We start from the raw sequence: 25,124 nt of genomic DNA on the forward strand, positions 1-25,124 counted from the left end.
GTTCTACAATAGGGGAATGTTACCACTACCGAAGCTTGTACTGTTTGATTTCGATGGCACGCTGGCGGATGGCTTTCCCGGCATTGGCGATGCAGTCAATGCTGTCCGGCAAAGCCGAGGCCATTCACCACTGGAACTCGACGCGATCAAGAAACATGTAGGCTGGGGTCTGGATCACCTCATCAAACAAGCAGTGCCCGATACCGATGTAGATCGCGACATCGTGCTTTATCGTGAACACTACGCTACCACCATGCTTACCGGCACCGAATTGCTGCCCGGTGTGAAGGAGGTGGTGGATGCCTTGCATCAAACAGAAATCAGGCTGGGAGTCTGCAGCAACAAAAAGAGAATGTACACCGAGCAGCTTCTGGTGCTGCTCGGCATCATGCCACCGATCGAGCGTGTCTTCGGGCCGGATGATGTACCGAACCACAAGCCGGCGCCCGACATGCTTTATGCAGCGATGGACTATTTCAAGGCATCACCTGAAGAAACACTTTATGTGGGTGATATGATCGTGGACATTCAATGTGCCCATGCCGCGGGTGTGCCCATCTGGGCGATTCCTACCGGAGCCATGACTGCAGAACAATTGTTGGCGGAGAAGCCAACACGCCTGCTGACTTCGATGCACGATATGCTTTCCATGTTGCCGCTTAATGCATCTTAAATCGTGAATTCGGATCAGCTTCGTGTCTGATCTCATCTACTTCCTGCAGCTTTCCTTGCCCTTTGTAAAGTTGGTTGGCAGCATTGAACACCATGCCGGGAACGCTGCCGACGTTGCGGTAGCCATGTACGACACCCGGTGGAATGATCACTGCCATCGGCTTGCTTTCGCCCACGGTAGTTGTCTGAAACACGTTATAGGTTGCCGAATCAGGCCGGTTATCCCAGAGAAAAAGCTGAAAATCAGATGGGCCGATGAAGCAGAAGTAATCTGCCTGATGCACATGTTCGTGCGGCCCGCGCGAGATGCCCGGATAAGTCAGTGAACTGTACGCCATGACCGGACGATACTTTTCTGGCACTTCATCGTTGCGAAAGAACTCGCAGAGCCATCCCCGTTTATCCTGATAAATCGATAGTGGCCTTAAGATGACATCGGCAATGATGCCCGGCGTAAAACCTTCCATTGCATTTTCCCTGTTTCTGGCGGCGACGGCTATCTGCCTCATGATATGAAGCAGACAACTGATCCAAGCATAGCATTATTTATTTCGTGACAGAATCACTTTAATCGCTTGCCTGGCTGCAGTGCCCACCAGGCGATCATTCTGCACTTTCTGCAGTTCCGGGATGGCATCTTTGTCGCCGATGCGTGCCAGTATTTCGATGGTGATGTACCGCACCTGGGGTTCCAGATCTGTCAAATGAGGCATAACTGCCTTCTGTGCCGCGTTACCCATCGTTATAAGGCATTCAGCAGCTTCCTTGCGTTCGAAGTTATCCTTGAGCAGCCTGGCTACTTCCTTGCAGGAAGAAACAACCTGGTTGTCGCCAAAGTAACGCAACGCATCTTTCTTACACCAGTGATCTTTGAGCAGAGTTTCCGCATGTTGACCGATGAGTTCCCGATCTTCCTGTGCGGTTGCCCATTTCCTGCATGCTTTGAAGACCTCATGTTTTTGATGGATTTCATTGTCTTCCAGCACGTTAAGCAGGGCTTCGAGAACTGCTTTCTTTTGCGATTCAACAACGCGTATCGAAGCAATCTCTTTCACGCCGTCCATTTTTTTGAAGAAATCCTTACCCTTTAATTGGTCAAGGAGGTTATCAATTTCCGGTGAGGTATTTTGCTCCGGTGGTGGAGCTGCCTTGAATGGATTCTCAGGTTCCGACTTGGCTGGTTTTGCTTCTTTGAATGGATTGTCGGTCGACGATTCCTGGTTGCCTGCCACGGGTGTTTCATAGTAGACCATCAGCTTGGCATGGCCGAGCATGCGTTTGATCTGCTGTACTGTCCTTTGCATCCCTTCCAGTTTGCTCAGCCGTTGCAGTTGAGCTTCAATATCGCTGGTGATTTTCCGCAGCTCATTCTGTGCCTTGCGAGTGGTGGCATTGTCGGGCCGCAGTACTTTTTCCTCCTTAATTTTGGTGATCTTGAGGTGATTATCCTGCAGCTCATCAATCAGGCTGGAAAGAACCTTCAAGACTGGTTCAGCGCTTTCGCTATTGTGAATGTTGTTCAGCAAATCGGGAATCATTTTGGCACGGTTGTTGCGAGTTATCAGCAGAAATTCGAGATCCTTTCGAGCGATCTCGTCCGCATCCGGAGCAGAGTTGTTGGTAGAAGTCGGTGAACGCTTCAATTCGTTATCCATGCCTGGCTGTGGAAATACGTTCGCGGTTGCATGAGGCTGATCTGCCAGTTTCAAGTCTCCTGCCATCCCGAAAAATGTCTGGAGCAGGCCACTCTCCCGGGGCAGCATTTTCGCGAGAGACGGGTTAGACATCATTTTGCCAAAGGCCATGGACAATCGGTTTTGCAGTTTCATAATCTGTGGCAGATAATCTTCGAACAATCGGGCTTTGGTTGCTTCATCGAGTTCGGACAGCAGCGTTTTGTTCTTGTCGGAGTATTCCTTCGCTTCTTTCTGGAGTACGCGCAGTTTGTCGATAGCTGGCGCTACATCACCAGGTTCTTTGACACCTTCCAGGGTTTCAACCATTTTCTCCATGAGGGCAATGCCCTTTTTCATATTGCGTTCCGGCCCCGAGCCTCCCATCTGATCAATCAGCAGATAGATACCCACTCCAAGACTTGCTAGAAGTACCAGCCCAGTGAGTATTCCCACGATCATCCCTACAGGAATTCGATTCACACTGCTTCTGCGTCGGGGAGTCTTTTTCGTGGGAGTTGCGGATGTTGTTGCAGTGGGCATGCGATCGGCAGCAACATTCACCAGCCCTTGACATTGTGCACAGCGGACCATGGGATGCCGCGCTGCGACATCTTCGCCAATCTTGACGACAGCACTGCACTGTGGACAACGCAGCCTAACCACGGTCATGATGATTTACTCCTCAAATGAACTGCCTCAAACAGATCTAAGTACCCTCTCCCCCCTGGGGAGAGGGTTAGGGTGAGGGGTAATCATTCGTGGCGAAAGCCCTTCGTATCATGAACATTTACACACAGCACGTAGGGCTTCGCCATCAGAATATCCCCTCACCCCCAGCCCCTCTCCCCGGTGGGGAGAGGGGAGTAAGACAATATTCATGCTCAGTTTGAGTAACTGAGTTATTGTGAATGACTTTAGAAGCAGCCGCAAGTCAGAAACACCAAAAGAAACACCGCATGGATTGCCATGCGGTGCGCGGTGTGCATCAATGAGGGATGGCTTTAGTTGGGGTCTTTCTTCTTGCGATTGCGGCCTTGTGCTTCGCGGAACTTCTTGTACTCATCGAGAGTTACCTTGCCATCCTTATCGCTGTCCATGCGGTCGAACATCTTGCTGGCGAATTCAGCGTCTTTTTCCACAGCTTTCTGCATGCGGGCATCGCTGTCGACGTACTTCTTCCATTCTTCCTTGGTCACTTTGCCGTCATTGTCGGCATCCATCTTCTTGAAGGTTTCTTCAGGAGTGGCCTGTTGACGTTTCTTCTTTTCATCCTGAGCCATGCCGGGAGCACAGAACAAGAGTGCCAACGCCAAAGCCAGTACCATCTTCCACGCTTTCATCGAATACTCCTTGGTTTTGTGGTAGACTGATGCTTCCACGATGTAGGAAGCGTACGCAATCTAACCCCACCAGTTCAAGAGTAGACTGCGATTCTCATAGAATTCTCTCATGTCAAACAGGCAATTAGTAACAGGTGCAACGGGTTTGCTTGGCTCCCACCTGGCAGAACAACTGATTCAGGCAGGCCATCAGGTTCGGGCACTTGTACGACCTGGCAGCGAAACTGCCTTCCTCCGTCAGATCGGTGTTGAGTGTTCTCCAGGCGATTTAAGCGATAGGGAAAGCATTCATCGTGCCATGCAGGGAGTCGATACCGTCTATCATGCCGCTGCCAAGGTAGGCGACTGGGGCACCCGTCAGGAATTCGAGCAATATACCATTACCGGTACCGAGAATGTAGCTCAAGCCTGCATGAAGGCAGGCATCCGACGATTGGTCCACGTCAGTTCGACCAGCGCCTATGGCCATCCATCGTGGGATGCTGCTGCCATAGATGAAAGCTGCCCGCTCGGAGATCAATTCTGGGTTTGGGATGACTACACCCGTGCCAAGGTTGAAGCCGAGAAAATGCTCTGGAAAATGTTCGAGGAGCAGAAACTACCGTTGACCATCGTTCGCCCCAGCTGGCTTTATGGACCTCGCGACAGACTGACAGTTAACCGCATGTATCATTCGTTAAGACTCCGGAAAGCGCGAATTATTGGTGCAGGAAATAACCGCATGAACACGGTCTATGCAGGAAGCGTTGCCCATTGCTGCGTGCTCGCAGCGGCAAGCGACCAAGCGTTAGGCCAGGCCTACAACGCCACCTGCGATGGTGCCGTCACGCAGCGTGAATGGTTTGACCTGTGGGCTGAAGCGTTCCAGTTGCCCAAACCCACTGCAACCGTGCCTTACGCCCTGGCATTCCGGGCGGCGCTTTTTCTGGAAGCCCTGTACCGCATGAGCGGCTCCAGCAAGCCACCTTACATCACCCGCTACGCAGTCTGGCTCTTGGGCAGGCCAACGTTCTACGTGACAGGGAAAGCAGAGCGGGAACTGGGCTGGAAACCTGTAGTCACCTATGCCGAAGGTGTCAGAAGAACGGTTGAGTGGTATCAATCGCAAAGCAAATAATAACAGCCAGGCTTTCGCCTGGCTGTAAACATTGACAAATATCAGCAAGCCTTACTTGGCAGGTGCAGGAGGAGTGGTTGCAGGTGCTGGAGCAGCAGTGTCGTTCGGGTTCTTGTCGTGCGTGCTGGTGTAGGTCATCTGGGTCATGTCGAGTTCGACATCAGCAGCCTGGTCGCTGACAGTTACACTCAGTTTTCCACCCAGTTTGACTGTCATCTGGGATTCAGCAACACGGCCTGCATCTGCATCAAAGTAAACGGTACCAGATGCTTCCTTGGTATCCAGAGTGCCGGAGTTGATTTTGAAGGGCAATCCTGCAGCCTGGGTGGCAGCGGGAGGTGCGTACTTCAGGGTCGTCTTCAGGAGAATCTTGTGCAGCGTAGCAGCATCTCGCTTCTCCGTGGTATCGTAAGTGTAATCGTAGGTGGCGGTGTAGGAACCAATGGGGCCCATGTTCATGGTGCCGGTTCGCTGCCACTTGTCGTCCTTCTTTACCTTCTTGCCCTTGTCAGGCACCAGGGTGAAAGCAGGTTCTGACATCAGTTTGAGCTGTTCATCGTTGAGAATGTTGCTCAACAACAGCTTCATCTGCGGGTTGGCATCGGTCAGCTTCTTGACGAACTCCTCGCGACCTTCCACCTTGACCACCTTCATGGTGTTCGGATCGAGTGTCAGCTTGAACGTGGAGCCGATCAGTGGTTTGAAGAAGCTGGCCAGTGGATTGTCAGGAGCATCCTTGGCAGTGGAATCAAACTTGATTTCATTGCCTGAGATGTTGATCTTCATCACGACGGATTCGATCTTCTGCAGGAGAACAATCTTGCTGGCGTCAACGTCTTCAACCTTCCAGGAGAAGACAAATTCCTGTTCCTGCTTCTGATCAACGTTGGTGTTCATCACCTTCATTTTCTGTTCGGTGATGGTGCGGAGTTTCTGGTAAAGCACCTTGTCCTTGGCAAACTTCCAGGAGAGTTCCGTTTCACCGGAGGCAGGAGCAGCAGCAGGAGCCTTCGACTCGGCTGGGGTTTTGGCGGGTGCATCTTTCTTTTCCTGGGCGACGGTTGCCGTCAGGCCAAGCACTGTTGCCAGCCCCAGGACCCATAGAAATCGCTTCATCACTGCAAATACTCCTTGATTAGAACCTTAGCAAAGGTTTGATGTATGGTTATGATACCGAACAGCAAGATGAGCCATAAGTGAAATTGTTATCATCACTTCGGGCGAATGGCATTATCCGTACGGGTGATTTCGACCAGATTGTCAAAAAAGGTAGCTCCGCCGCCTAAATCTGTTACGCGGGTCGACGTGGTTACGTTCGCATTCTTACCATCTACCGTGTATTCGCTCCACCAGATACCCTGTGAAACCACCGTTCCCGCCTTCACTTCCTGGCCCACTTCAGCAACTGCAAGGTAGTTGCCCCGGTCATTATAAACCTTGACCCAGTCATTATTTCTGATTCCACGCAGTTCCGCATCCTTTTCATGCAGGATGACGGTTGCCTGGCCAGCATCACGACGCAAGCTGGCCACATTGACAAAGCTCGAATTCAGGAACGAAGGACTCGGTGGAGAAACCATCTGGAGCGGATATTTCCTCGATAATACAGGATTGGTGAGAGGATCTTCCGCGGGAGGTGTATAGGTAGGCAGCGGATCCACGCCTTGTTCAGCCAGCAATGAACTGTAGATTTCACACTTTCCCGAAGCTGTTGGAAAGTAGCCCGTCGCAAACGGAGCATAATCAACGGGGATATTGAGCCGAACAGGGCCTTCCTTCTTTAATCGCTCCAGAGAAATACCTGCCAACGGATTTTCTGCACCCTCGGGTTTGCGTTCCGGTTTGACCAAGGCATCGGCAGGATGTGGTGTTGGCTGGAGTAATTCGCGAGCCAGATCTTCATCGGTTAGATCAAAAAGCTCAGCAGGCAACTGCATGGCACGAGCAAGCAGGCGGAAAACATCCGTATTCGATTTGCATTCGCCTAACGGTGCGATGACCGGTTCATTCAACTGCAGGTAGCAGTGACCATAGGAATGATGAAGATCAAAATGTTCCAGTTGCGAAGTCGCAGGTAGAACAATATCTGCCCACTTGGCGGTATCGGTCATGAACAGATCATGGACCACGGTAAACAAATCTTCCCGGGCTAAACCTTTCCAGACCCGTTCCACATCAGGACAGATGGCAGCAGGATTGGAATTGTAAACATAGAGTGCCTTCACAGGCGGTCCAGGCAACTCGCCATTCAGAGCCTCTGCCAGGTTGACCATATTAATGGTGCGTGTGCCCGGCGGTATGAGATCAGGTCGTTCCAGCCGATGCCCAGGCAAACCATACAGTTTGCTGGTACTCAATAGCGCCCCACCACCTTGGTCACGCCAGGCACCCACCACTGCAGGCAGTACACAGATAGTGCGAACAGCCATGCCTCCGCCATAGTGTCTCTGCAGACCATAGTTCAGGCGAATAAGGCTGGGGCGTTTCGTTGCATATTCCCTTGTCAACTGTTCCAGATCGCTGACCGGTATACCGGTGATCTGTGAGACTCGATCAGGTGGGTACTCCTTCAGCACACGTTCACGCAGAGCCTCAGCGCCGATGCAATGATCTCGAAGGAAGGCATCATCCTGCCAGCGGTTCTGGAAAATCAGATGCATCATGCCCAGAGCCAGGGCGCCATCAGTGCCCGGGCGAATGGGAATCCACCAGTCGCTGCGGGCAGCCGTTTTGCTTTTGAATGGATCGATCGTAATGATTCTTGCACCCAGCTTGCGGGCCTGGTGCATGATCGACCAGAGATGCATGTTGGTCACGCTGGTGTTGGAGCCCCAGTTGATGATGCATCGGCTATGAATGACGGTTTCTGGATCGATGGCGGCACGGGTTCCCAGCGTGTAGGTGCTCCCAACAGTTCCCGCGGTGGCACAGATCGTTCGATCCAGCAGACTGGCTCCAGACAGGTGGAAGAAACGTCGGTCGAGACTGTTGCCTTGCAGTTGCCCCATGGTGCCTGCGTAGCTGTAAGGCAGGATTGACTGTGGGCCGTCACTCGATTGCGATATCGAGGTAAACCTGTTCGCAATGGTATCGATGGCTTCCTGCCAGGTAATGCGGGTAAATGAACCATCTCCCTTGGGGCCTATGCGTTTCAGCGGGAACATCAGCCTGTCTGGATGATAGACACGTTCGAGATATCGATTGACTTTGACACAGAGGAATCCGCGGGTGAAGGGATGGTTTTTGTCGCCTCGCAAATCGATGGCTCGACCATCAGAAACGTGAACCGTCATGCCACAGGTATCTGGGCAATCGTGCGGACAAACTGCGCGATGAGTTGTCGAACTGCGAGGAGACAACCATTGTGAAGAGTCAGCCTGGCTCATGGAAAAGTTCCCTGAAATAGTGCTCTTTTTGAACCTCATCATGATTTTGTAATATTTTTGCGATTCTCGCAGCTTTCGCTTGATATCCGTTCTCTCAACTGTTACAAATGGTTATCGTCAGAAAATAATATCAGGTGTGTGGCCTGGTATGTCACGGAATCTTGGCATTGTAATTGTTCATGCAGCAACCGCGACCTGACAACCGGGATTTCTCGGGCTCTCCTTATAGTTCGGAGGTTTTGCACATGCGGAGGACTCTGTTCGCCAAAAAGCCTTGTCACCAGCCGAGGCGGATGGGCTTTACGCTCATCGAATTGCTGGTAGTAATCGCCATTATAGCGTTATTGATGGCACTGTTGCTGCCTGCCATCCAGAAAGTGCGTGAAGCAGCCAACAAGATGTTGTGTGCTTCGAACGAAAGGCAGATCGTCATTGCTTGCCATAATTACCATGGTGATTTTGGAAGATTGCCACCAGGCAACCTGGGGCCAATTCCTGCCAATGCGCCCTCGGGCAGCCTGACCGATGCCAATGGTTCTCACGTAGGATTGCTGGCCATCATCCTGCCTTACATTGAAGGTGATAACATCTTCAAGGTCTTCAACCCGTTGGTGGTTCTTGACGTGACCCGTAACGGCATCCGCTGGTATGCATTGCCCAATTTAAGTGATTCTACCATCGTCTACAACATTGCCCGCTCGAAGATCAAAGTTTATCAGTGCCCCAGCGATGGCATGGACAGCGACACGGCAGACGCTTCCACTTCTGCGTGGGGAACTGGAACCAACGTGGTTGGCGTAAACATGTTTAACAATCTGGCTGCTCCACTGCTGCGCATTGGTGCTGGCACTGCAGGTATTGCTAACGGTACTGCCAGCCAGGCTGAAACGCTCGGCACCACCAATTACATCGGTGTGAATGGTGCTTCTGGTCTAGGAGACGACGTCGGTGGTGCAAATCCCAATCCACTATTCACCGGTCACGGTGCGTTTGGTCTGAATACCTTTGTTGGCATCTTCACCAATCGTACCAATCTGACTCTTGGTCAGTTGGCCGTGCAGGATGGTACCAGCAATACCATTGCACTGGCTGAAACGGTCGGCGGTCGCCTGTTAGGTCGCCGAATGTACCACCTGACCTGGATGGGTGTAGGCTCTGCAGGTATGGTTCTCGGCTTACGTCAGGGTAATGTTGATCACTCTCCATTTAATGGCGCCAGCATGCATGCCGCTGGTATCAATGCCTGCTTTGGAGACGGTTCAGTTCGTACTGTCAAGTATGGCAACACCAACATCTGCCCACAGGCCAACAATCCTGCTTCTATCGCCACTGCGATTCCTACTTCACCCGATTGGTTTACTCTGATGTGTCTGCTTGGCCGTCGCGATGGTATCAACCGTGATTTTTCCAGTTTACTTGACTAAGATGAGTCTCCGTAAACTATAATCAATGCAGGCTAAATGCGGCTCCTCTAGCCGCATTTAGTCTTAATAACCCCCCCTTTTCATGAAGGAACTCAGAATGCGCTTACTCAGTCTTGCCTTGCTGGTTTGCAGCCTGGCTCTTGCAGGTTGTGGAAACGAAGCCAAGGTAGCTCAACCTAAAGATACCGTTCCCCCACCGAAGGCAGATGAGATTATTGGTGGAGGCACACCGATGCCTGCCGCCAAGACACCCGCCAAGACACCTGCCAAGCCTGCCGGTAAATAACTGCTCGATTCAGGTTTGTAGACACCCCGGAATCAGTCTGCCGGGGTGTTTTCGTTAATCCATAAAATACTGAGATCTATTACTGCGTTGATGCTTCTTTTATGCTATCTTTGAAGAGGCTATAGTCGAGAAATCGACATTCGTCTAATTTCATCATAACCTCATTACTGACTGAGGAAATCAGCATGCGGCTTCTTTGTTTTGTCTTTCTTGCTGCATTATTGTCTATAGCTGGTTGTTCATCCGAGGCCAAGGTGATCTATCCTACGGATACTGTACCACCACCCCGGCCTGAAGACATTATTGGCGGTGGCACACCCATGCCAGCAACCAAGGCTCCCGCCAAGCCAGCCAAGTAATGATCAATCCCCTGCTTCAATTCTCCGGACCGCTCTTAATTCCAGACTAACTGGTTGCGGTATTGCCAGTATTGCTCCGGCGTTTCGCACAACAACTGTAACTTGCTGTTCCATTCCGGTTTCCAGCTGACCTCCAACGCCTGCACATTACTGTGAAGATGATCAACCGCAGCTGCTCCAGACAAAACCATGTCTGCCCAGGGTTGCTGCAGGATGGCAGCCAGCGCTATGGCATCAGGTGTATATCCCAAAGAATGGCAAAGTTCTCCCAGTGAAGAGTCCCTGGAGATTCCCCGCTGCGTCAATCGGCCGTTAGCCAATCCTTCTTTCACCATCACCATCCAGCCTTGTAGATGTGCTGCAGCAAGCATCGGACCGACGCTGCGCTCGTGTAGATTCCAGGTTGCCTGCACACTGCCAAAAAGTGATTCTTCACCTCGTTTGATCAACATAGCTTTTTCCAGAGTATCGCTTTGTCTAGCACCACTGAGTGATAATCCGATGATCAAGCCGCCGTCGCGCAGGCGCGCCAGTTCATCCAGCACTTCACAATTTTCGAGAACACCACTATCCAGTGTTGCAGAGTGAATCTGATACAATCGCAACCAGTGTCCCAGGTAACCGCTGCTCTCAGCCATCTGTCTGCGCAGCGTTACCAGGTTGTGGCTTTTGATTTCATGCTGAGGAGCATCGACCTTCCAGTCAGCAGTATAGGTGTAGCCCCACTTGGAGCTGACAAAAACTTCATCACGGGAAATATTGCGAATCCGCAGCCACTGGCTGAGAAACTCTTCACCCGCGCCGTAAGAACGGGCAACATCAAAACTGCGAATGCCCGCAGCCCAGGCTGCGTCGAGAACCTGAATCGCGTGGAGCATCATGGCTTCCCGCGTCCGTTCTGCAGGCAAGTCCTCCTCGTGTCCCAGAGTCATGTAGCCCGGTCGACCGAGAGCTGCCAGCCCCAACCCCATGCGGGTATAGGAAACCGTTTTGCCCTGAACTGTTTTGGTGAGGATTTTCACGCACGGTTCTCCTGGAGATGCTGTGCACATGCTGCAGGCAAGCCTGGCCCGGCATAGATCATCCCACTGTAGAGTTCCACCAGTTGCGCCCCGGCACTGACCAGTCGCTCGGCATGTTCCGGTGCAGTAATGCCTCCACATCCCACAATCAGCATCTCCGGGCCAACAATATTTCGTAAGTGTTCAATGATTTGTATCGCCATGGGTAATAGAGGTGCGCCTGAGATGCCTCCTGCATCGCGCTGCAAGAGTGTTTGTGTTGCTCTGGTCGAGGTGTTTACTGCAACCCAGCCATCGCAGGCATTGGATGAAAGAATAGGTTCAACCAAGGCGCGCAAACTGGCATCAGTCCATGCCTGCTTGTCAGGATCATCGGGTGGGAGTTTCATCAGCAACGGCAGTTTGCGACCAGCTTGTTGCTCCAGAGTCTGCAGTTTCTCCTTAACAGGCAGGATCAGTTCCGAAGTCAAACGTGGATCGCTCAGCAATCCGCGAAGCCCGGCAGTGTTGGGTGAACTGAGATTGATGACAAAAAAATCGGTATGTTCCGCGAGTTGATCCACCAAGGCAAGCAGTTCCGCCCTGGCAACGTTCAAATAACTTTCGGGTGAATTGCATTGCTTGAGATGCCCGGGGTGCGGCCCGATGTTGCACGCCACCAGCATACCTTCTCGTTTCGCTGTCGGGAACCGTTTCAACCGTTCCAGAACTGCCTGCACACCATCGCTGGGGAACCCCAGTTTGTTCCAGATGCCTTGGACTTGTGAGAGTCGTTCCAGTCGAGGTTTGGGATTACCTGGCCAGGGTTCCACCAGGATGGTGCCCACTTCCACAAATCCCACGCCGAGTCGTTCGATGCCGTTGAGTGCGGTAGCGTTTTTATCGAAACCTGCAGCAATGCCTACACAGTTGCGAAAGGTTAAGCCGTTCCACGTAAACGGATCATGTATCGTTTTAGCCCAGCGAACAGGCAGCTTCAGCAGTTGCAGGCCAGCTGCATGGGCGATTTCTGGAGGTAGGCATCGAATCAGGGGGCCAGCAAGATGATACATACTCACATTGTATAGCTGTGAATCATCAACGGGCTTCGTTCATGCGTGAGAACAATCGCTTGGCATTTCCGGTAGTCAATGCATCAAGCTCCTGCAAGCTGATGCCACGAGTATCAGCAACACATTGTGCCGTATGCATCACATGAGCTGGTTCGTTTTTCTTGATCACACCACGTAACGGCACCGGCGTAAGGTACGGTGCATCCGTTTCTACCAGAATACGGTCAGCAGGCACTTGAGCAGCATAGCTACGCAGCTTGTCAGCATTCTTGTAGGTCACCACACCTGAAAACGACAGGTACAATCCCATTTCCAGGCAGGCATCACCAAAAGTCGGACTTCCAGAGAAGCTGTGCATCACACCCAATATCGGGCCTTGCAGTTCGTACTCCTGCTTCAGCATCTTCAGCATGTCGCCATCCGCTTCCCGGCAATGAATCACCACAGGTAGCCCTGTTTTTCTCGATAACTCCAGATGCCTGCTGAAGTAATCCTGCTGCAACGGGAACGGAGTGTTGTCCCAATAACGATCCAGACCTGTTTCGCCCAGCGCCACCACGCGAGGTTCATCCACCAGTTTCACCACGCCTTCCCAATCTCTAGGTTGAGCTTCCTGTCCATAATTGGGATGAATACCCACGCTGGCAAAAACGCCACTGAATGACTGTGCTAACTGAACACACTGGCGGGCTGAACCATATGATGTTGCGATGGAAATCATGTTGAGCACACCAGCCGAGTGTGCACGCTCAACGACTGCTGCCACTTCGCCTCGCAGTTTATCATCGTCCAGATGGACATGGGTATCGATCACAGAGTGGTTCCTGTTGTGATGTTGTCTGCGTTATTGTAGTGGCTTGAAGTGGAACAAATCGTTAGCCTAGTCAAAGCGGTGCGAGTAAGCTGATATCACAATGCAGCTAAGTGTTAACGCATTGATATCGTGCGAATCGGGTGCCACGGTTTGCGTGTACTCACGCTAACCGTGCCAATTCACCGAATAGACACTTTTCGGGCATACTTAGGCGGACGAGGTAGATCATGAAGCTGGCAGTTCCCCGCGAAACGGTACCGGGAGAAACGCGAGTGGCCCTGGTGCCTGAATCGGTGAAAAAACTGGTCGGTGCTGGTTTCCAGGTCAGTGTCGAAGAAGGTGCAGGTAGCGCTGCGGGGTTTGCTGATCAACTTTATCGCGATGCAGGAGCCACCATTGAAAGCAGTGCCGATGCGTTATTTAACCATGCAGATTTTATTCTGAAAGTATCCGCACCGACCGTGGATGAAGTCAAGCTGTACCCATCACAAGCCAGGCTGCTGACTTCCCTGATGCCTACCCGACATATCCCCGCAGTGCAGGCTCTGGCTCAGCGGGGTATCACCAGTTTTTCCACCGATGCCATTCCGCGAACCACCCGTGCCCAGGCCATGGACACGCTTTCCTCGATGGCCAACATTGCAGGCTACAAAGGCGTGTTGCTGGCAGCAGTGGAGTTACCTCGTTATTTTCCGATGTTGATGACTGCTGCAGGCACGGTGATGCCCGCCAAGGTTTTTGTGATTGGCGCCGGTGTTGCCGGTCTCCAGGCAATTGCAACTGCCAAGCGATTGGGTGCACAGGTTTTTGCAACCGATGTTCGCCCTGAAGTGAAAGAACAAATCGAAAGCGTCGGAGCCAAGTACGTTGGCATAGAATTGAAGCAGAGCGCTGCAGCAGGTGGTGGCTATGCCAAGGAGCTTTCAGAAGAAGACAAAGCCCGACAGAAACAGATGCTGGCAGAGCAGTGTGCTGTTTCTGATGTGGTAATCACTACCGCACTCATCGGCGGAGTGTTTGCACCCAGACTCATCGGCGAAGACATCGTAAAATCAATGAAGCCCGGCTCCATCATCGTCGATCTGGCCGCCGACGGCGGCGGAAACTGCGAATTGTCCCAGCCAGGGTTTCTTGTTCCCCTCTCCCCTCTGGGGAGAGGGGTTAGGGGTGAGGGGAGAGAGCAAGGCGGAGTTACCACTGTCCATGGTGTCAAAATCATCGCCCCACTTAACCTGCCCGCTTCCGTTCCTAACCATGCCAGCCTGCTCTGGTCTCGCAACCTGACCAGTTTTCTGTTGGCCTTCTGGAAAGACAAGAATTTCCAATTCGATCTCAACGACGAAATCCTCCGTGGCAGCCTGATCACCCACCAGGGTGAGGTGATGCACGCCAAGACGAAGGAGTTGATCAAGCCATGATTGCATCCTCTACCACCATCGACTATATGTCGATGCTGTTTGTCTTCATGCTGGCTACCTTCATCGGGATTGGTGTTATCCGGAGGGTCTCGCGGCTGCTGCACACGCCATTGATGTCGCTGACCAATGCCATTTCCGCCATTGCGGTAGTGGGAGCCATCATCGTGGCGGGTGGCGAAGAGTACCCCACGTATGTCCGAGTGCTCGGAGCCATTGCCCTGTTCTGCTCCATGACGAACATTGTTTCAGGCTTCATGATCACCGAACGCATGCTCAAGATGTTCAAGACGAAAGAGGAGGCAAGATGATGCACCCCTACGTCATTGAATTCATCTATCTGATAGGCACCGGGCTTTTTATTTTCTCCCTGCACTGGATGAGCGATCCGAAGACCGCACGAAAGAGCGTTGCCGCCGGTGCACTGGGTATGTTGCTGGCGATGCTGGCAACCTGGGCCAGACCCGAAGTGACCCGGCATCTCTGGGTGCTGATTCCCCTGGCTTTAGCCATCGGGCCTGGCATGTGGCTGGCCAATGTGCCTTTGACTGCAGTACCGCAGCGAACCGCCATCTCCCATGCCTTCGGTGGCCTGGCTGCCGGGCTGGTGGGAACCGCCAAGTATTTCCACTGGTACAACAGCGAGCCGGAAATGCTCACGGCATTTCGCATGGGTGCCATCATCGTTGAAATCATTCTTGGTTACCTGACATTTACCGGCAGCTTGATTGCTGCTGGTAAACTGCAGGAAATCAAATGGATACCGCAAAGGCCTTGGGTCTACAAAGGTCAAAACCTGGTCAATCTGGGTGCATTTGCACTGGCACTCTTGCTGGGAATTCTGCTGGTCATATGGCCTGATTCTGCCTTTTCACCAGTGCTGTTCATTCTGTTATTGATCCTCTCCCTCAATTTCGGCTGGATGCTCGTGATGCCTATTGGTGGAGCGGACATGCCCACGGTCATTGCCATTCTGAATTCGTATGCCGGCCTTTCTGCAGTGGCGATGGGTTTTGTGCTCGATAACAAACTGCTGATCACTGCAGGTGCACTCGATGGTTCCAGCGGATTGATTCTCTCCATCATCATGTGCAAGGCGATGAACCGCTCGTTCTTCAATGTGCTCTTTGGCGCCTTTGGCCAGGTGCAGGAACAGAAATCTGGCGGCGAGCAGAAAGAATATAAGTCCGATACACCCGAAAACGCAGCAGCCATGATGGAGCAGGCCAGCTCCGTGGTGATTGTCCCCGGCTATGGCATGGCAGTAGCCCAGGCACAACATAAAATCCGTGAACTCTACGATGCACTCAAGAAACGGGGCATCAGTGTCAAATTCGCCATTCACCCCGTGGCAGGTCGCATGCCAGGTCACATGAATGTGCTCTTGGCCGAGGCGGAGATTCCTTACACCGATCTTGTTGAGATGGAAGATATCAACCACGACATGGCACAGGTCGATGTCTGCCTGGTGGTAGGCGCCAATGATGTGGTAAACCCTGCCGCCGAGCATGACAAGAGCAGCCCGATTTACGGCATGCCCATCATCCAGGCGGAGAAAGCCCACACGATCTTTGCCATCAAGCGCAGCAAAAACCCGGGCTTCGCGGGCATCGATAATGAACTCTACTTCAACGACAAAACCTGGATGCTCTTCGGCGACGCCAAGGCGGTGGTAGGGGAACTGGTGAAAAGCCTGAGCGGCGGCGGAGGCATTCACTAAGTGCCCACGCTAACAGTTTGTGAATGATAGTAGTCCTCTCTCTCCGAGAGAGGACCAGTCGTGCAAAATCATGGTGCTTTTTGTTAGTCGCTCTTAGATATCCAGGCGCATCCGTTTTTTCTTCTTTTTCTTCTTGGATTTGGCCTCAGGGATAAACCATTTTCTCAGCCAACCCCGTTTGTACAGTTCCCAGCCAACGGTAATGGGGAAAGCCAGCAAGCCGACAAATAAGAGAGCCATCCAGCCTTTCCAGAAGCCGCTGACGCGGTTAAATTCCGCAAACCCACCGGTGATGACGGCATAGCCGCCAATGCATCCCATGATGAGAAGCAATATCAGTATGAAGAGTGACTGTGCTTCGGATTTGCGAAACGCGCGAAATTCAATCCAGGTCAGAACTAGCGGAAATGCAAACACCACAGGCAATAGCAGCAACCCAAGTACAGGGTTACCCGATTGGCTGGCAAGCAGGTTCATGACGTGTACTCCCGGGAACATTTCCCTAAGCACTTAACTGGCGCATTCAGGCCGTCTTACGATGCCCCGCCTTTAATTCTGCGATGCCCCTCCACGCAACTGCCGCCACTGGGGAGCATCTTGCCTGGGTTGCACAGACCTGTCGGATTGAACGCCTGCCTCAGCTTTACCATCGTTTCAATGTCAATCGGCGAGAACATCTTATCCATCAGGTCGATCTTCTCCACACCGATGCCATGTTCGCCTGTGACGCTGCCACCCTGCGTGATGCACTCTTCCAGAATTTCGTGGCTGGCAGCCAGCACATTTTTGACCTGTTGTGGATCACGTTCATCAAACAGCATGGTCGGGTGAAGATTGCCATCGCCAGCATGAAACACGTTGGCAATCATCACCTGATGCTTGTCGCCAATCTCACGAATCTTGCGGAGCATGTAAGGCAGTTTAGTGCGGGGTACAACACCATCCTGCGTGCACAAACTCGGAGCGAGTCGCCCCATGGCGCCAAATGCCTGTTTGCGGGCTTTCCAGAGCAGCAGTCGTTCTGCTTCATTCCTTGCTCGCCGTACTTCTCGCGCACCATTCTGTTTGGCAACTGCTTCAATGCGATCCGCTTCTGCGTCCAGCCCTGCTTCAACTCCATCCAGTTCCATGATGAGCACAGCTTCCGCATCGAGTGGGAAACCGAAGTGAAACGCTTCTTCGAGTGCTCCCATGATAGGTCGGTCAATCATTTCGAGTGCTGCAGGTACAATGCCCGCCGCGATAATTCCACTGATGCAGTTCGTGGTATCATCAATGGAATCAAACACGCCCAGCAGCGTGCGAACCGCTTGCGGATTGCGAGTGAGTTTCACCCAGATTTTCGTGACAACGCCAAACGTGCCTTCCGAGCCGACAATGATGCCGGTGAGATCAAGGCCTGGAGCTTCCCCCAGTGGCCCACCCGTCTGAATCTCTTCGCCATCAGGCAACACCAGTTCAACCCCCAGGACATGGTTGACCGTGACTCCATATTTCAGAGTATGTGGCCCGCCGGAGTTGGTGGAGACATTCCCTCCAATCGTGCAGGCACCCTGGCTGCTAGGGTCGGGAGAAAAATGCAAACCATGCCCAGCGACATGCCTGGTCAGCCATAGATTGACAACGCCCGGCTCCACGACCGCATACTGTTCCTCCACATTCACTTCGAGGATGCGTTTCATGCGGGAAAGCGCGATCATCACGCAGCCATCAACCGAAAGAGTGCCTCCTGCCAGGCTCGTACCAGCGCCTCGTGGAACAAAGGGGATGTTCGCCTGGTGACATAACTTCACAATGGCGACTACATCTTCAGTATGACGAGGAAAGACCACCACGCCTGGCTTTTTGCGTTCAATGGTGTAACCATCGCATTCATACGAAGCCAGGTCGCTGGATGCAGTCAGGACATTGTCCCGGCCTAGCACCGTCTGCAGTTGGCGAACAAACGAAGTATCGACGGATTGTTGCGGTGGTGAAGTCATGCTTCCAAGATACAGCAGCAACTGCTGGCAAGCTAGATTGTTTTGCAGCACGTTGAATGTTCTGAATCCGTGCCACACTCCAGTCACTGTACTCAATGGATGGGGTGTGCTGCGCGCATGAGATGACGACACTACTCACCTATGCGAAACGAGTAACACGGTTAGTGCTTCGCAACCACACCCCGACGAGTACGTCGGAGTGTGGCACAAATTCGGAATATGAAAACGCACTTTGTCATTGCATCACAATGACTTAGCCTTTAACTTGAATCCATGCCTATTCGTACATCAATGCTATCTCCTGAGTTCATGGGAAAGCTGGAACAACTGGAATTGATCGCCCGTCGGCTACTTCTCGGACGGTTCAAGGGCGACCGCTTGAGCAAACGCAAAGGCACGAGCGTAGAGTTTGCCGATCACCGGCATTATGTCGTCGGAGATGATTTCCGCTTCCTCGACTGGAACCTCTATGCCCGGCTCAACAAGCTGTTCATCCGGCTCTATCAGGAAGAGGAAGACCTCCAGATCAACATTCTGGTAGATGTCAGCAAGTCGATGGAGTTTGGTGAGCCAACTAAGCTGCAGTATGCCAAGCAGATCGCAGCAGCGTTGGCATATATCGGCCTGGTAAACATGGATCGTGTCAACTTGGGCGGATTGAGTGACACTTACCTGCCTGGCCCACATACGTTGCGGGGCAGAAAAACGATGCCTCGCGTGCTTGAATTTCTCGATGATCTTGAACCAGCATCACAAGGCAACCTGACAGCAGCTATCAAATCGTTCTGTGTACGTGCAGGCAGCCGAGGCATTGTGGTGTTATTGACAGACTTTCTCGACAAGACTGGTTTTGAGGAGCCGCTCAAAATGCTGGTTGCTCGCAAAATGGAGTGTTATGTCGTGCAGATTCTATCGCCGGAAGAAATAGACCCTGGCTTGCAAGGCGACCTGAAACTGGTGGACGTAGAAGATGACGACTTGGCTGAAATATCGGTGACGCCTGCCTTGATTCAGCGGTACAAGAAGAATCTTGCGGCCTATCAATCAGCCATCAGCACCTATTGCCGACAGCGAGGCATTCAGTTCATGACCAGCAGTACGCAGGAGCCATTTGATAAGTTGGTGCTAACCCAGCTCAGGCAACGTGGCTTGGTGCGTTGAAGAATCTGTGCCACACTCCGGCATGTACTCATGACGGGGTGTGGTTGCGGGAACATGAGCCCATCTCATCTAATCAGAGTGACGCTACGAGTGAATGCAGCACACCTCGACGTGAGTACCTGTCGAATTGTGGCACGAATGCCGAATGTCACATGTTCAAGGTTACCGTTGGTTTATTGTAGTGGCGATTAAGCCGTCCGCTCTTTCATCCATGCTTTCGGCTTCAGTTTGCGGCTTTTCTCTACCAGTTCAATAACTTTCTTGGTGATCCCTGCCTCATCCAGACCGAGGTCATGCAGTAGTTCGTGTCGTTCGCCATGCTCCACAAAGCGATCAGGCAGACCCAGACGAGTGATGTGTGAAGTATCCAGCCCGGCCTGGTTGGCTGCTTCCAGAACGGCGCTGCCAAAACCGCCTTCGAGAGTGCCTTCCTCGATGGTGATGACAAAAGGCAACTCGCGAACTGCACGCAGAATGGTTTCCTGATCCAAAGGCTTCAGGAACCGGGCATTGATGATGCCAATGTCCAGTCCCTTTTCTTTTCGCACCCGTTCAGCGACACGCACACACTCAGGCATCAGGGTACCGTAGGCAATGATGGCCCCATCCAGACCCCAGTCGATGACTTCAGCCTGGCCAAGTTGCACCGGTGCTGGGGCACGTTCAACCGTTTCCAGGTTGGCCTTCGGGTAGCGCATGGCCACGGGGCCGTTATGAGCGACCATGAAGTCCATCATGGGGGCGACGTCGTGTTCATCGCCTGGGGCCAGGATCACAAAATTGGGGAAGATACGCATGTACGAATTGTCGTACGTGCCGTGATGTGTCGGCCCATCAGGTCCGGTCAGTCCACCACGATCGAGGCAGAAGATGACATGCAGATTCTGTAAGGCCACTTCCTGGAAAATCTGATCGTAGGATCGTTGCAGGAACGTTGAGTAGATAGTGACAATCGGCTTCATGCCTGCCTTAGCCATACCAGCGGCAAAAGCTACTCCGTGCGATTCACAGATGCCTACATCGAAAAATCGCTTGGGGAAATCTGCACGCACCTTTTCCAGCTTGTTGCCCTGGCACATGGCTGCAGTGATGACCGCAACTTTTTGGTCACTTTCCATCACGCGATGAATGCTGCTGGAAACCGCATCGGTGTAAGCCTTGGTGCCTCCCGATTTCAGGCTGAGAATCTGCCGTTCCGGCCCCACTTTTTCAATAACAGGCGGTGTGTGATATTTGACAGGATCTTCGCTGGCTTCGGGTACGCCATGTCCTTTATTGGTGAGAACGTGTAGAAGCACCGGCCCATCGAGTTGCTTCATGTCGCGAAGCACTTTGCGTAGTTGAGTCAAATCGTGGCCATCAATGGGGCCGAAGTAGCGGAAGCCCAGTTCTTCAAAGAGCATTCCGCCGGTGAGGGTCGCTTTCAGCCCCTCGCGCATCTGGTGCAGAGCCTGGTTAGCCATGTTGCCAACAATGGGCACCTTGGACAGGATGTCAGAAATCAGTGCCTTGGAATCGCGGTAGAAGGAACTGACACGGGCACGATCGAGGGCACGTGCCACCGAACCGGTGCGTGGGCAGATGGACATCTTGTTATCATTGAGGATAACCAGGAACTTCTTGCCAAGTTCACCAGCGTTGTTGAGTGCTTCGTAGGCAATGCCGGAGGGCAGGGAACCATCGCCGATAACGACTACGGAATGTCGTTCGCTTTGGCCCATGAGATCATCTCCAGCTTTAAGTCCGATGCCACTGGAAATGCTGCAGGCGGCATGACCGGTCATGAACAGATCGTAGGGGCTTTCTGCAGGGTTGGGGTAACCCATCAAGCCGCCCTTGGTGCGAATGGTGTGGAACTGCTTGTACCTTCCGGTGATGAGTTTGTGCGGATAAATCTGATGGCCTGTGTCCCAGACCAGTCGATCAAACCGGAAATCATAACTGAGGTGCAAAGCCAGGCACAATTCAACGACGCCGAGGTTGCTGGCAAAGTGTGCCGGGCGTGTGGTCAGCACGCGCACCAGTTCATCACGTATTTCCTGCGTGAGTTGCTCCAGTTCCGGCTCGCTCAATCGATGCAGATCAGCAGGAGATTCAATCCGTGAGAGCAAAACGCTCATGAAAACCTCATCGAACACAAAAAGCATACATGCAGGGAACAGGCATGACAGACATCATTCTATTGCCAGACCTTTACTTTGCGTTGTAAAGTTACCGTATCCGCCAGAAATTGCAAGAGAAACTGGGTAACATCTTCCTAACGCTCACTGACTACCTGACTTAAAGCAATCTATTCTGCCTTGTACGTCACCCGGCATGAACTAGAATTAGGGCTGATGGACTGTGCAAATCCCTGAAGGATTGAGTCATGATTCCTCCCGTATTAGCCCCGCTGTTTAAGTATCTTGATGCATGCGATGAGCCTGTTGACCTCGCCAGATTGGAAGCATTGCTCAAATCTGCTCATATTACTAGGGAAGATCTGAAAGAATATGTTCAGTTCAATGAAACAACGTATCGCCGCAATCGCATTCGACTGAGCGACTGGTACGAATGCCTGGTCCTGTGCTGGAAGCCTGGACAGAAGTCCTACATTCACGATCATCGTGGTTCCAGTTGCAGCTTCAAGGTAATTCAGGGAACTGCAAAGGAAATTATCTGTGCCCGCACAGGACGAGTAACTGATTTGCCACTCGTCAGGCCCATTGATACCCGCACCCTGCCTGAGGGTTGTGTCTGCGGATCGCTGGCAGCTCACATCCATGAAGTGGTCAATCCCAGCGATGCGACAGATCTGATTACGCTTCACATCTATTCGCCACCGCTGAACATGCAGATTTATGACTACGATGAAGAGGCTCAGGAGACATTCTGCCCTGAAGGTCGTGCGCTGGAATACAGCATATGATCAAAGCCTGGGTGAGTTATCTGCCCGGCTGGGCCATCATGGTGGTGCTGTCCCTGATTGCCATGGGTATCTCGAAACTGGTAGTCATAGGCGGCAAGGAACCACTCGAAGCATCAGCTCTTGTCGTAGTGCTCGGCATTATCCTTCGAAATACCTGGAAGATTCCTTCTCAGTGTTCTGCAGGCATCAAGGCTGCTGAAAAGCTACTGGTGTTAGGCATCATCCTGATGGGGTTTGGTCTCAATTATCAAAAGGTATTCAGCGAAAGTCGCGATATCCTCACGCTGATCGTTGTCACGATGACCGTCGGTTATGTGTTGATCTATCTGCTCAGCCAATGGGCTAAACTGTCGCAGAAACTCGGAATACTACTCTCGGTTGGCACCTGTATCTGTGGTGGCACTGCCATCGCACTTATTGCTCCCATCATCAAAGCGAAAGAAGAAGAAACGAGTTACAGCGTTGCAGTGATTGCCTTATGGGGTGTAGTCGCAGTTTTGCTGTATCCCCTGGTAGCACAGTCGCTCGGCATCAATGCCCATGACTTTGGTCTCTTTGCGGGTACTGCCATTCATTCAACGCCTCAGGTGGTGGGTGCCGGGTTTATTCATTCGGAAGAGGCAGGCAACCTGGCGACCGCAGTCAAGCTGGTTCGTAATTGTTTCATTGCACCGCTGGCACTCCTCATTGCCTTGTGGTTTACCCGACAGCAGGTGAAGTCGGAGAAAACCAACATCAACTTTGCCCGCATCTTCCCCTGGTTTCTGTTTGCCTATTTTCTGACCAGTTGGATTGGCACACAGGGGTATGTCACCGATGCACAGTTCAAACAATATCTGGAACCAGCAGGGAAGTTCCTCATTCTGCTGGGCATGGCTGGCGTTGGCTTGAATACCGATCTGGGTTCGCTGCGACGTGTCGGAATTACCCCACTCATCATCGGATTAATCGGAGCGCTGGTGGTGGCGAGTGTCAGTGCAGCGATGATCTACTGGTTTCATCAACACGCTTGAATTCATATCATTCGTAGAGCAGTTCTTTCGCTTGGAAAATCATGCGGGTCGGGTGCCACGGTTTGAGTGTACTCACGCTCACCGTGCCAATTTAACGCATTGTTATTCTTGCGGCTAACTGAGTTGTCATGCTTGGACAGTTCCATGACCTGGTCCCAATTCCTTTACGAAGCAGCATGTTGGCCGTTTGAACGATTTCAACGGCATTTCCTGTCGTGGGTTCTCTGTGTAGTGCTTAGTCTCTGGCTGGTGCACACCACGCTACAGGATGGCGTGGAAGGTCATGCAACCTGTGACTTTGCCGGGCAGTGGATGCATGGCCGGGGCTTCTTTCGTGAAGAAGCTGATCAACTCTACCAGGTGGAAGCGGGCAAACGCTGGCTCAGCGAAGGGTACAAAGACAAATACCTCGAAGATCAGATCAACGATGTGCTCAAAAAAGGTGGGCACAACGATCTCTACGAGAAAGGTATTGCTGGTGCCTTGTACCCGCCAACAGCCAGCGTGGCATTTTCTTATTTTGCTCAATTCACACCTGCTACTGCTCATGCTGTCGCGTTCTTTTTCTACCTCGGCATGTGTTACGGCTCAGGCTGGCTGATCAGCAGAATTACCCAGGGTCGGCTGCAATGGGGCGAAGCCACGCTCTGCATCCTGTTCTTTCCGAATAACTTCATGGGCCTGATGCTGGGCCAGAACCAGGTACTGTCGCTGACCATTCTCTGTGCAGGCTGGTACTGTCACCACCGTCGCTGGCCTTTTGTTGCAGGACTCATTTGGGGGCTGTTTGCATATAAGCCGGTGTTCGCGGTGGCATTGCTCCTGGTGCCGATTGCCTTGCGAAGCCCACGCTGGTTTCTGGGTATGGCACTCAGTGGCATGCTCTGTGTTGCGGGGACATTACCCTATACCAAGGGTCTCGACCCATGGTTTCGCTGGCTGGAGGTGGGAAAGCAGGCCGAGCGATTGTATCAGATTGACCGCAACTGGGTATGGATGAGTCGCGACCTGGTCGGGCTGCCTCGCCGCAAGATGTGGGATGCAGAATCGTTCACCAATGTCTGGCGTTACAACATTGGAGTCTGGCAGCCCGGCTGGTCGTGGTATTACACTGATAGCAAAGGAGAAACCACATTTAGTCCTGGTGTCTGGCTCTTCTGGGGCGATGATTATGATTGGCAAAAACATCAGCGGGTTTACTGGTACGAAAATGAACAGGGCCAGGAAACGGGATACTGGTATCTGACTGTCATCGGCTATGTCCTGCTGGGTTCCGTTGCAGGCTTAACCGTTCTGATTAGCGTGTTTTCCTTCCCTCGACATCGTGATAGTTTCAGCCGAGCCACTGTGGATGGCGTACCAGCTATCTTTGTACTGACCGGCAGCCTGCTCTGTGTCTTCCACTTCATGCACTACGATCTGCTCTCGTTTGCCTTGCCACTGCTTCTGGGATTGGGACAACTCGGCCAATGGCCTTTGCGACGGCGAATTCTTTACATTCTGTTTTATCTCATCTGGCTAGGCAGAACCTGTGCGTTTTATTTTGGAAACGGCATTTTTGCAGTGCCTTGGGAAACTTACCTGTTGCTCATTCTGTGGGGTTGGATGGGCTTTGTTACATGGAAAGAACGCAACATAAATCAACCAGAAAACAAACCTGTTTCAGAAGTTTTGCTGAACCAGAATCAGGATGCACATGAAGTGCTGAATTGAGTCTTGCAACATTCGGTCTGTTTTCTATCGTATCGACGTAGACTTAAATACCCTTCCAGGAGAG

General features: G+C 52.2%; 23 protein-coding genes. 12 read left to right on the top strand and 11 right to left on the bottom strand.

What is annotated here, in order from left to right; genetic code table 11:
• The first annotated feature begins 16 nt into the window (after positions 1-16).
• A complete protein-coding gene (locus JNJ77_08800) occupies positions 17-673 on the top strand; it encodes an HAD-IA family hydrolase (protein ID MBL8822670.1) in 657 nt (218 codons plus the stop codon).
• Here the strand turns inward: JNJ77_08800 and JNJ77_08805 are convergent.
• The 3 genes from JNJ77_08805 to JNJ77_08815 all read right to left on the bottom strand — a co-directional run bounded on the left by JNJ77_08805 (position 660) and on the right by JNJ77_08815 (position 3,688).
• Complete coding sequence (locus JNJ77_08805; GenBank protein ID MBL8822671.1) at positions 660-1,139, bottom strand: dTDP-4-dehydrorhamnose 3,5-epimerase family protein; 480 nt, start codon at positions 1,137-1,139, stop codon at positions 660-662. The genes JNJ77_08800 and JNJ77_08805 overlap by 14 nt on opposite strands.
• Before the next feature lie 75 nt (positions 1,140-1,214).
• Positions 1,215-3,017 carry a hypothetical protein gene (locus JNJ77_08810; GenBank protein ID MBL8822672.1) on the bottom strand — a complete coding sequence of 601 codons (1,803 nt, stop codon included), beginning with the start codon at positions 3,015-3,017 and terminating at the stop codon, positions 1,215-1,217.
• Positions 3,018-3,349: 332 nt separating this feature from the next.
• Positions 3,350-3,688: an EF-hand domain-containing protein gene (locus tag JNJ77_08815; protein ID MBL8822673.1), complete on the bottom strand. Its 339-nt coding sequence runs from the start codon at positions 3,686-3,688 to the stop codon at positions 3,350-3,352.
• Positions 3,689-3,797: 109 nt separating this feature from the next.
• Here JNJ77_08815 and JNJ77_08820 point away from each other — a divergent pair, with 109 nt between their 5' ends.
• Positions 3,798-4,805 carry an NAD-dependent epimerase/dehydratase family protein gene (locus tag JNJ77_08820; GenBank protein ID MBL8822674.1) on the top strand — a complete coding sequence of 336 codons (1,008 nt, stop codon included), beginning with the start codon at positions 3,798-3,800 and terminating at the stop codon, positions 4,803-4,805.
• Positions 4,806-4,856: 51 nt separating this feature from the next.
• On the opposite strand, the gene JNJ77_08825 is transcribed toward JNJ77_08820, so the two are convergent.
• A complete protein-coding gene (locus JNJ77_08825; protein MBL8822675.1) occupies positions 4,857-5,921 on the bottom strand; it encodes a hypothetical protein in 1,065 nt (354 codons plus the stop codon).
• A gap of 95 nt (positions 5,922-6,016) precedes the next feature.
• On the bottom strand, positions 6,017-8,191 hold the full coding sequence (locus JNJ77_08830; GenBank protein ID MBL8822676.1) for a molybdopterin oxidoreductase family protein: 2,175 nt from the start codon (positions 8,189-8,191) through the stop codon (positions 6,017-6,019).
• A 245-nt stretch (positions 8,192-8,436) separates the two neighbouring features.
• Here JNJ77_08830 and JNJ77_08835 point away from each other — a divergent pair, with 245 nt between their 5' ends.
• The 3 genes from JNJ77_08835 (at position 8,437) to JNJ77_08845 (ending at position 10,260) form a co-directional block, all read left to right on the top strand.
• The gene (locus tag JNJ77_08835) at positions 8,437-9,615 is read left to right on the top strand and encodes a DUF1559 domain-containing protein (GenBank protein ID MBL8822677.1); all 1,179 of its coding nucleotides are present in this window, start codon (positions 8,437-8,439) and stop codon (positions 9,613-9,615) included.
• Positions 9,616-9,712: 97 nt separating this feature from the next.
• Complete coding sequence (locus JNJ77_08840) at positions 9,713-9,901, top strand: hypothetical protein (protein ID MBL8822678.1); 189 nt, start codon at positions 9,713-9,715, stop codon at positions 9,899-9,901.
• Between the two features lie 185 nt (positions 9,902-10,086).
• Positions 10,087-10,260 carry a hypothetical protein gene (locus tag JNJ77_08845; protein ID MBL8822679.1) on the top strand — a complete coding sequence of 58 codons (174 nt, stop codon included), beginning with the start codon at positions 10,087-10,089 and terminating at the stop codon, positions 10,258-10,260.
• 35 nt (positions 10,261-10,295) lie between these two features.
• Here the strand turns inward: JNJ77_08845 and JNJ77_08850 are convergent, their stop codons facing one another.
• From JNJ77_08850 to JNJ77_08860, 3 genes are read right to left on the bottom strand one after another with little or no spacing between them, the layout of a single operon-like run.
• Positions 10,296-11,312, bottom strand: coding sequence for an aldo/keto reductase (locus JNJ77_08850; GenBank protein ID MBL8822680.1), 1,017 nt, complete (start codon positions 11,310-11,312; stop codon positions 10,296-10,298).
• Complete coding sequence (locus JNJ77_08855) at positions 11,279-12,334, bottom strand: dihydroorotate dehydrogenase 2 (protein MBL8822681.1); 1,056 nt, start codon at positions 12,332-12,334, stop codon at positions 11,279-11,281. The genes JNJ77_08850 and JNJ77_08855 overlap by 34 nt, the downstream gene beginning before the upstream one ends.
• 25 nt (positions 12,335-12,359) lie before the next feature.
• The gene (locus JNJ77_08860) at positions 12,360-13,148 is read right to left on the bottom strand and encodes a TatD family hydrolase (protein ID MBL8822682.1); all 789 of its coding nucleotides are present in this window, start codon (positions 13,146-13,148) and stop codon (positions 12,360-12,362) included.
• Between the two features lie 227 nt (positions 13,149-13,375).
• On the opposite strand from JNJ77_08860, the gene JNJ77_08865 reads away from it, so the two are divergent.
• From JNJ77_08865 to JNJ77_08875, 3 genes are read left to right on the top strand one after another with little or no spacing between them, the layout of a single operon-like run.
• Entirely contained in the window at positions 13,376-14,566 is a 1,191-nt protein-coding gene (locus JNJ77_08865; protein ID MBL8822683.1) for a Re/Si-specific NAD(P)(+) transhydrogenase subunit alpha, read from the top strand.
• Complete coding sequence (locus JNJ77_08870; GenBank protein ID MBL8822684.1) at positions 14,563-14,874, top strand: NAD(P) transhydrogenase subunit alpha; 312 nt, start codon at positions 14,563-14,565, stop codon at positions 14,872-14,874. Before JNJ77_08865 ends, JNJ77_08870 begins: the two co-directional genes overlap by 4 nt.
• Entirely contained in the window at positions 14,874-16,283 is a 1,410-nt protein-coding gene (locus JNJ77_08875) for an NAD(P)(+) transhydrogenase (Re/Si-specific) subunit beta (GenBank protein ID MBL8822685.1), read from the top strand. The genes JNJ77_08870 and JNJ77_08875 overlap by 1 nt, the downstream gene beginning before the upstream one ends.
• A gap of 93 nt (positions 16,284-16,376) precedes the next feature.
• Here the strand turns inward: JNJ77_08875 and JNJ77_08880 are convergent, their stop codons facing one another.
• Both JNJ77_08880 and JNJ77_08885 read right to left on the bottom strand, forming a co-directional pair.
• Positions 16,377-16,760: a hypothetical protein gene (locus JNJ77_08880; protein ID MBL8822686.1), complete on the bottom strand. Its 384-nt coding sequence runs from the start codon at positions 16,758-16,760 to the stop codon at positions 16,377-16,379.
• Positions 16,761-16,816: 56 nt separating this feature from the next.
• Complete coding sequence (locus tag JNJ77_08885; protein MBL8822687.1) at positions 16,817-18,265, bottom strand: FAD-binding protein; 1,449 nt, start codon at positions 18,263-18,265, stop codon at positions 16,817-16,819.
• A gap of 273 nt (positions 18,266-18,538) precedes the next feature.
• Here JNJ77_08885 and JNJ77_08890 point away from each other — a divergent pair, with 273 nt between their 5' ends.
• Positions 18,539-19,426, top strand: a complete 888-nt coding sequence (locus JNJ77_08890) for a DUF58 domain-containing protein (protein MBL8822688.1) — start codon at positions 18,539-18,541, stop codon at positions 19,424-19,426.
• Positions 19,427-19,614: 188 nt separating this feature from the next.
• Here the strand turns inward: JNJ77_08890 and JNJ77_08895 are convergent, their stop codons facing one another.
• Entirely contained in the window at positions 19,615-21,546 is a 1,932-nt protein-coding gene (locus JNJ77_08895) for a 1-deoxy-D-xylulose-5-phosphate synthase (GenBank protein ID MBL8822689.1), read from the bottom strand.
• 248 nt (positions 21,547-21,794) lie between these two features.
• Between JNJ77_08895 and JNJ77_08900 the strand changes: the two genes are divergently transcribed.
• From JNJ77_08900 to JNJ77_08910, 3 genes are all read left to right on the top strand, one after another.
• Positions 21,795-22,334, top strand: coding sequence for a cysteine dioxygenase family protein (locus JNJ77_08900; GenBank protein MBL8822690.1), 540 nt, complete (start codon positions 21,795-21,797; stop codon positions 22,332-22,334).
• Positions 22,331-23,347 (top strand): putative sulfate exporter family transporter, encoded by a 1,017-nt coding sequence (locus tag JNJ77_08905; protein ID MBL8822691.1) that lies wholly within the window; start codon positions 22,331-22,333, stop codon positions 23,345-23,347. Before JNJ77_08900 ends, JNJ77_08905 begins: the two co-directional genes overlap by 4 nt.
• 144 nt (positions 23,348-23,491) lie before the next feature.
• Positions 23,492-25,060, top strand: coding sequence for a DUF2029 domain-containing protein (locus tag JNJ77_08910; GenBank protein MBL8822692.1), 1,569 nt, complete (start codon positions 23,492-23,494; stop codon positions 25,058-25,060).
• Positions 25,061-25,124 lie beyond the last annotated feature (64 nt).

This window comes from Planctomycetia bacterium, assembly GCA_016795155.1.
In the GTDB taxonomy this organism is placed as follows: Bacteria; Planctomycetota; Planctomycetia; order Gemmatales; family HRBIN36; genus JAEUIE01.

What these genes read in the sequence shown, in the direction of transcription:
- JNJ77_08800 (MBL8822670.1), top strand. Translation starts at nt 17, where the DNA reads ATGTTACCACTACCGAAGCTTGTACTGTTTGATTTCGATGGCACGCTG.
- JNJ77_08805 (MBL8822671.1), bottom strand. Translation starts at nt 1,139, where the DNA reads ATGGAAGGTTTTACGCCGGGCATCATTGCCGATGTCATCTTAAGGCCA.
- JNJ77_08810 (MBL8822672.1), bottom strand. Translation starts at nt 3,017, where the DNA reads ATGACCGTGGTTAGGCTGCGTTGTCCACAGTGCAGTGCTGTCGTCAAG.
- JNJ77_08815 (MBL8822673.1), bottom strand. Translation starts at nt 3,688, where the DNA reads ATGAAAGCGTGGAAGATGGTACTGGCTTTGGCGTTGGCACTCTTGTTC.
- JNJ77_08820 (MBL8822674.1), top strand. Translation starts at nt 3,798, where the DNA reads ATGTCAAACAGGCAATTAGTAACAGGTGCAACGGGTTTGCTTGGCTCC.
- JNJ77_08825 (MBL8822675.1), bottom strand. Translation starts at nt 5,921, where the DNA reads ATGAAGCGATTTCTATGGGTCCTGGGGCTGGCAACAGTGCTTGGCCTG.
- JNJ77_08830 (MBL8822676.1), bottom strand. Translation starts at nt 8,191, where the DNA reads ATGAGCCAGGCTGACTCTTCACAATGGTTGTCTCCTCGCAGTTCGACA.
- JNJ77_08835 (MBL8822677.1), top strand. Translation starts at nt 8,437, where the DNA reads ATGCGGAGGACTCTGTTCGCCAAAAAGCCTTGTCACCAGCCGAGGCGG.
- JNJ77_08840 (MBL8822678.1), top strand. Translation starts at nt 9,713, where the DNA reads ATGCGCTTACTCAGTCTTGCCTTGCTGGTTTGCAGCCTGGCTCTTGCA.
- JNJ77_08845 (MBL8822679.1), top strand. Translation starts at nt 10,087, where the DNA reads ATGCGGCTTCTTTGTTTTGTCTTTCTTGCTGCATTATTGTCTATAGCT.
- JNJ77_08850 (MBL8822680.1), bottom strand. Translation starts at nt 11,312, where the DNA reads ATGTGCACAGCATCTCCAGGAGAACCGTGCGTGAAAATCCTCACCAAA.
- JNJ77_08855 (MBL8822681.1), bottom strand. Translation starts at nt 12,334, where the DNA reads ATGTATCATCTTGCTGGCCCCCTGATTCGATGCCTACCTCCAGAAATC.
- JNJ77_08865 (MBL8822683.1), top strand. Translation starts at nt 13,376, where the DNA reads ATGAAGCTGGCAGTTCCCCGCGAAACGGTACCGGGAGAAACGCGAGTG.
- JNJ77_08870 (MBL8822684.1), top strand. Translation starts at nt 14,563, where the DNA reads ATGATTGCATCCTCTACCACCATCGACTATATGTCGATGCTGTTTGTC.
- JNJ77_08875 (MBL8822685.1), top strand. Translation starts at nt 14,874, where the DNA reads ATGCACCCCTACGTCATTGAATTCATCTATCTGATAGGCACCGGGCTT.
- JNJ77_08880 (MBL8822686.1), bottom strand. Translation starts at nt 16,760, where the DNA reads ATGAACCTGCTTGCCAGCCAATCGGGTAACCCTGTACTTGGGTTGCTG.
- JNJ77_08885 (MBL8822687.1), bottom strand. Translation starts at nt 18,265, where the DNA reads ATGACTTCACCACCGCAACAATCCGTCGATACTTCGTTTGTTCGCCAA.
- JNJ77_08890 (MBL8822688.1), top strand. Translation starts at nt 18,539, where the DNA reads ATGCCTATTCGTACATCAATGCTATCTCCTGAGTTCATGGGAAAGCTG.
- JNJ77_08895 (MBL8822689.1), bottom strand. Translation starts at nt 21,546, where the DNA reads ATGAGCGTTTTGCTCTCACGGATTGAATCTCCTGCTGATCTGCATCGA.
- JNJ77_08900 (MBL8822690.1), top strand. Translation starts at nt 21,795, where the DNA reads ATGATTCCTCCCGTATTAGCCCCGCTGTTTAAGTATCTTGATGCATGC.
- JNJ77_08905 (MBL8822691.1), top strand. Translation starts at nt 22,331, where the DNA reads ATGATCAAAGCCTGGGTGAGTTATCTGCCCGGCTGGGCCATCATGGTG.
- JNJ77_08910 (MBL8822692.1), top strand. Translation starts at nt 23,492, where the DNA reads ATGACCTGGTCCCAATTCCTTTACGAAGCAGCATGTTGGCCGTTTGAA.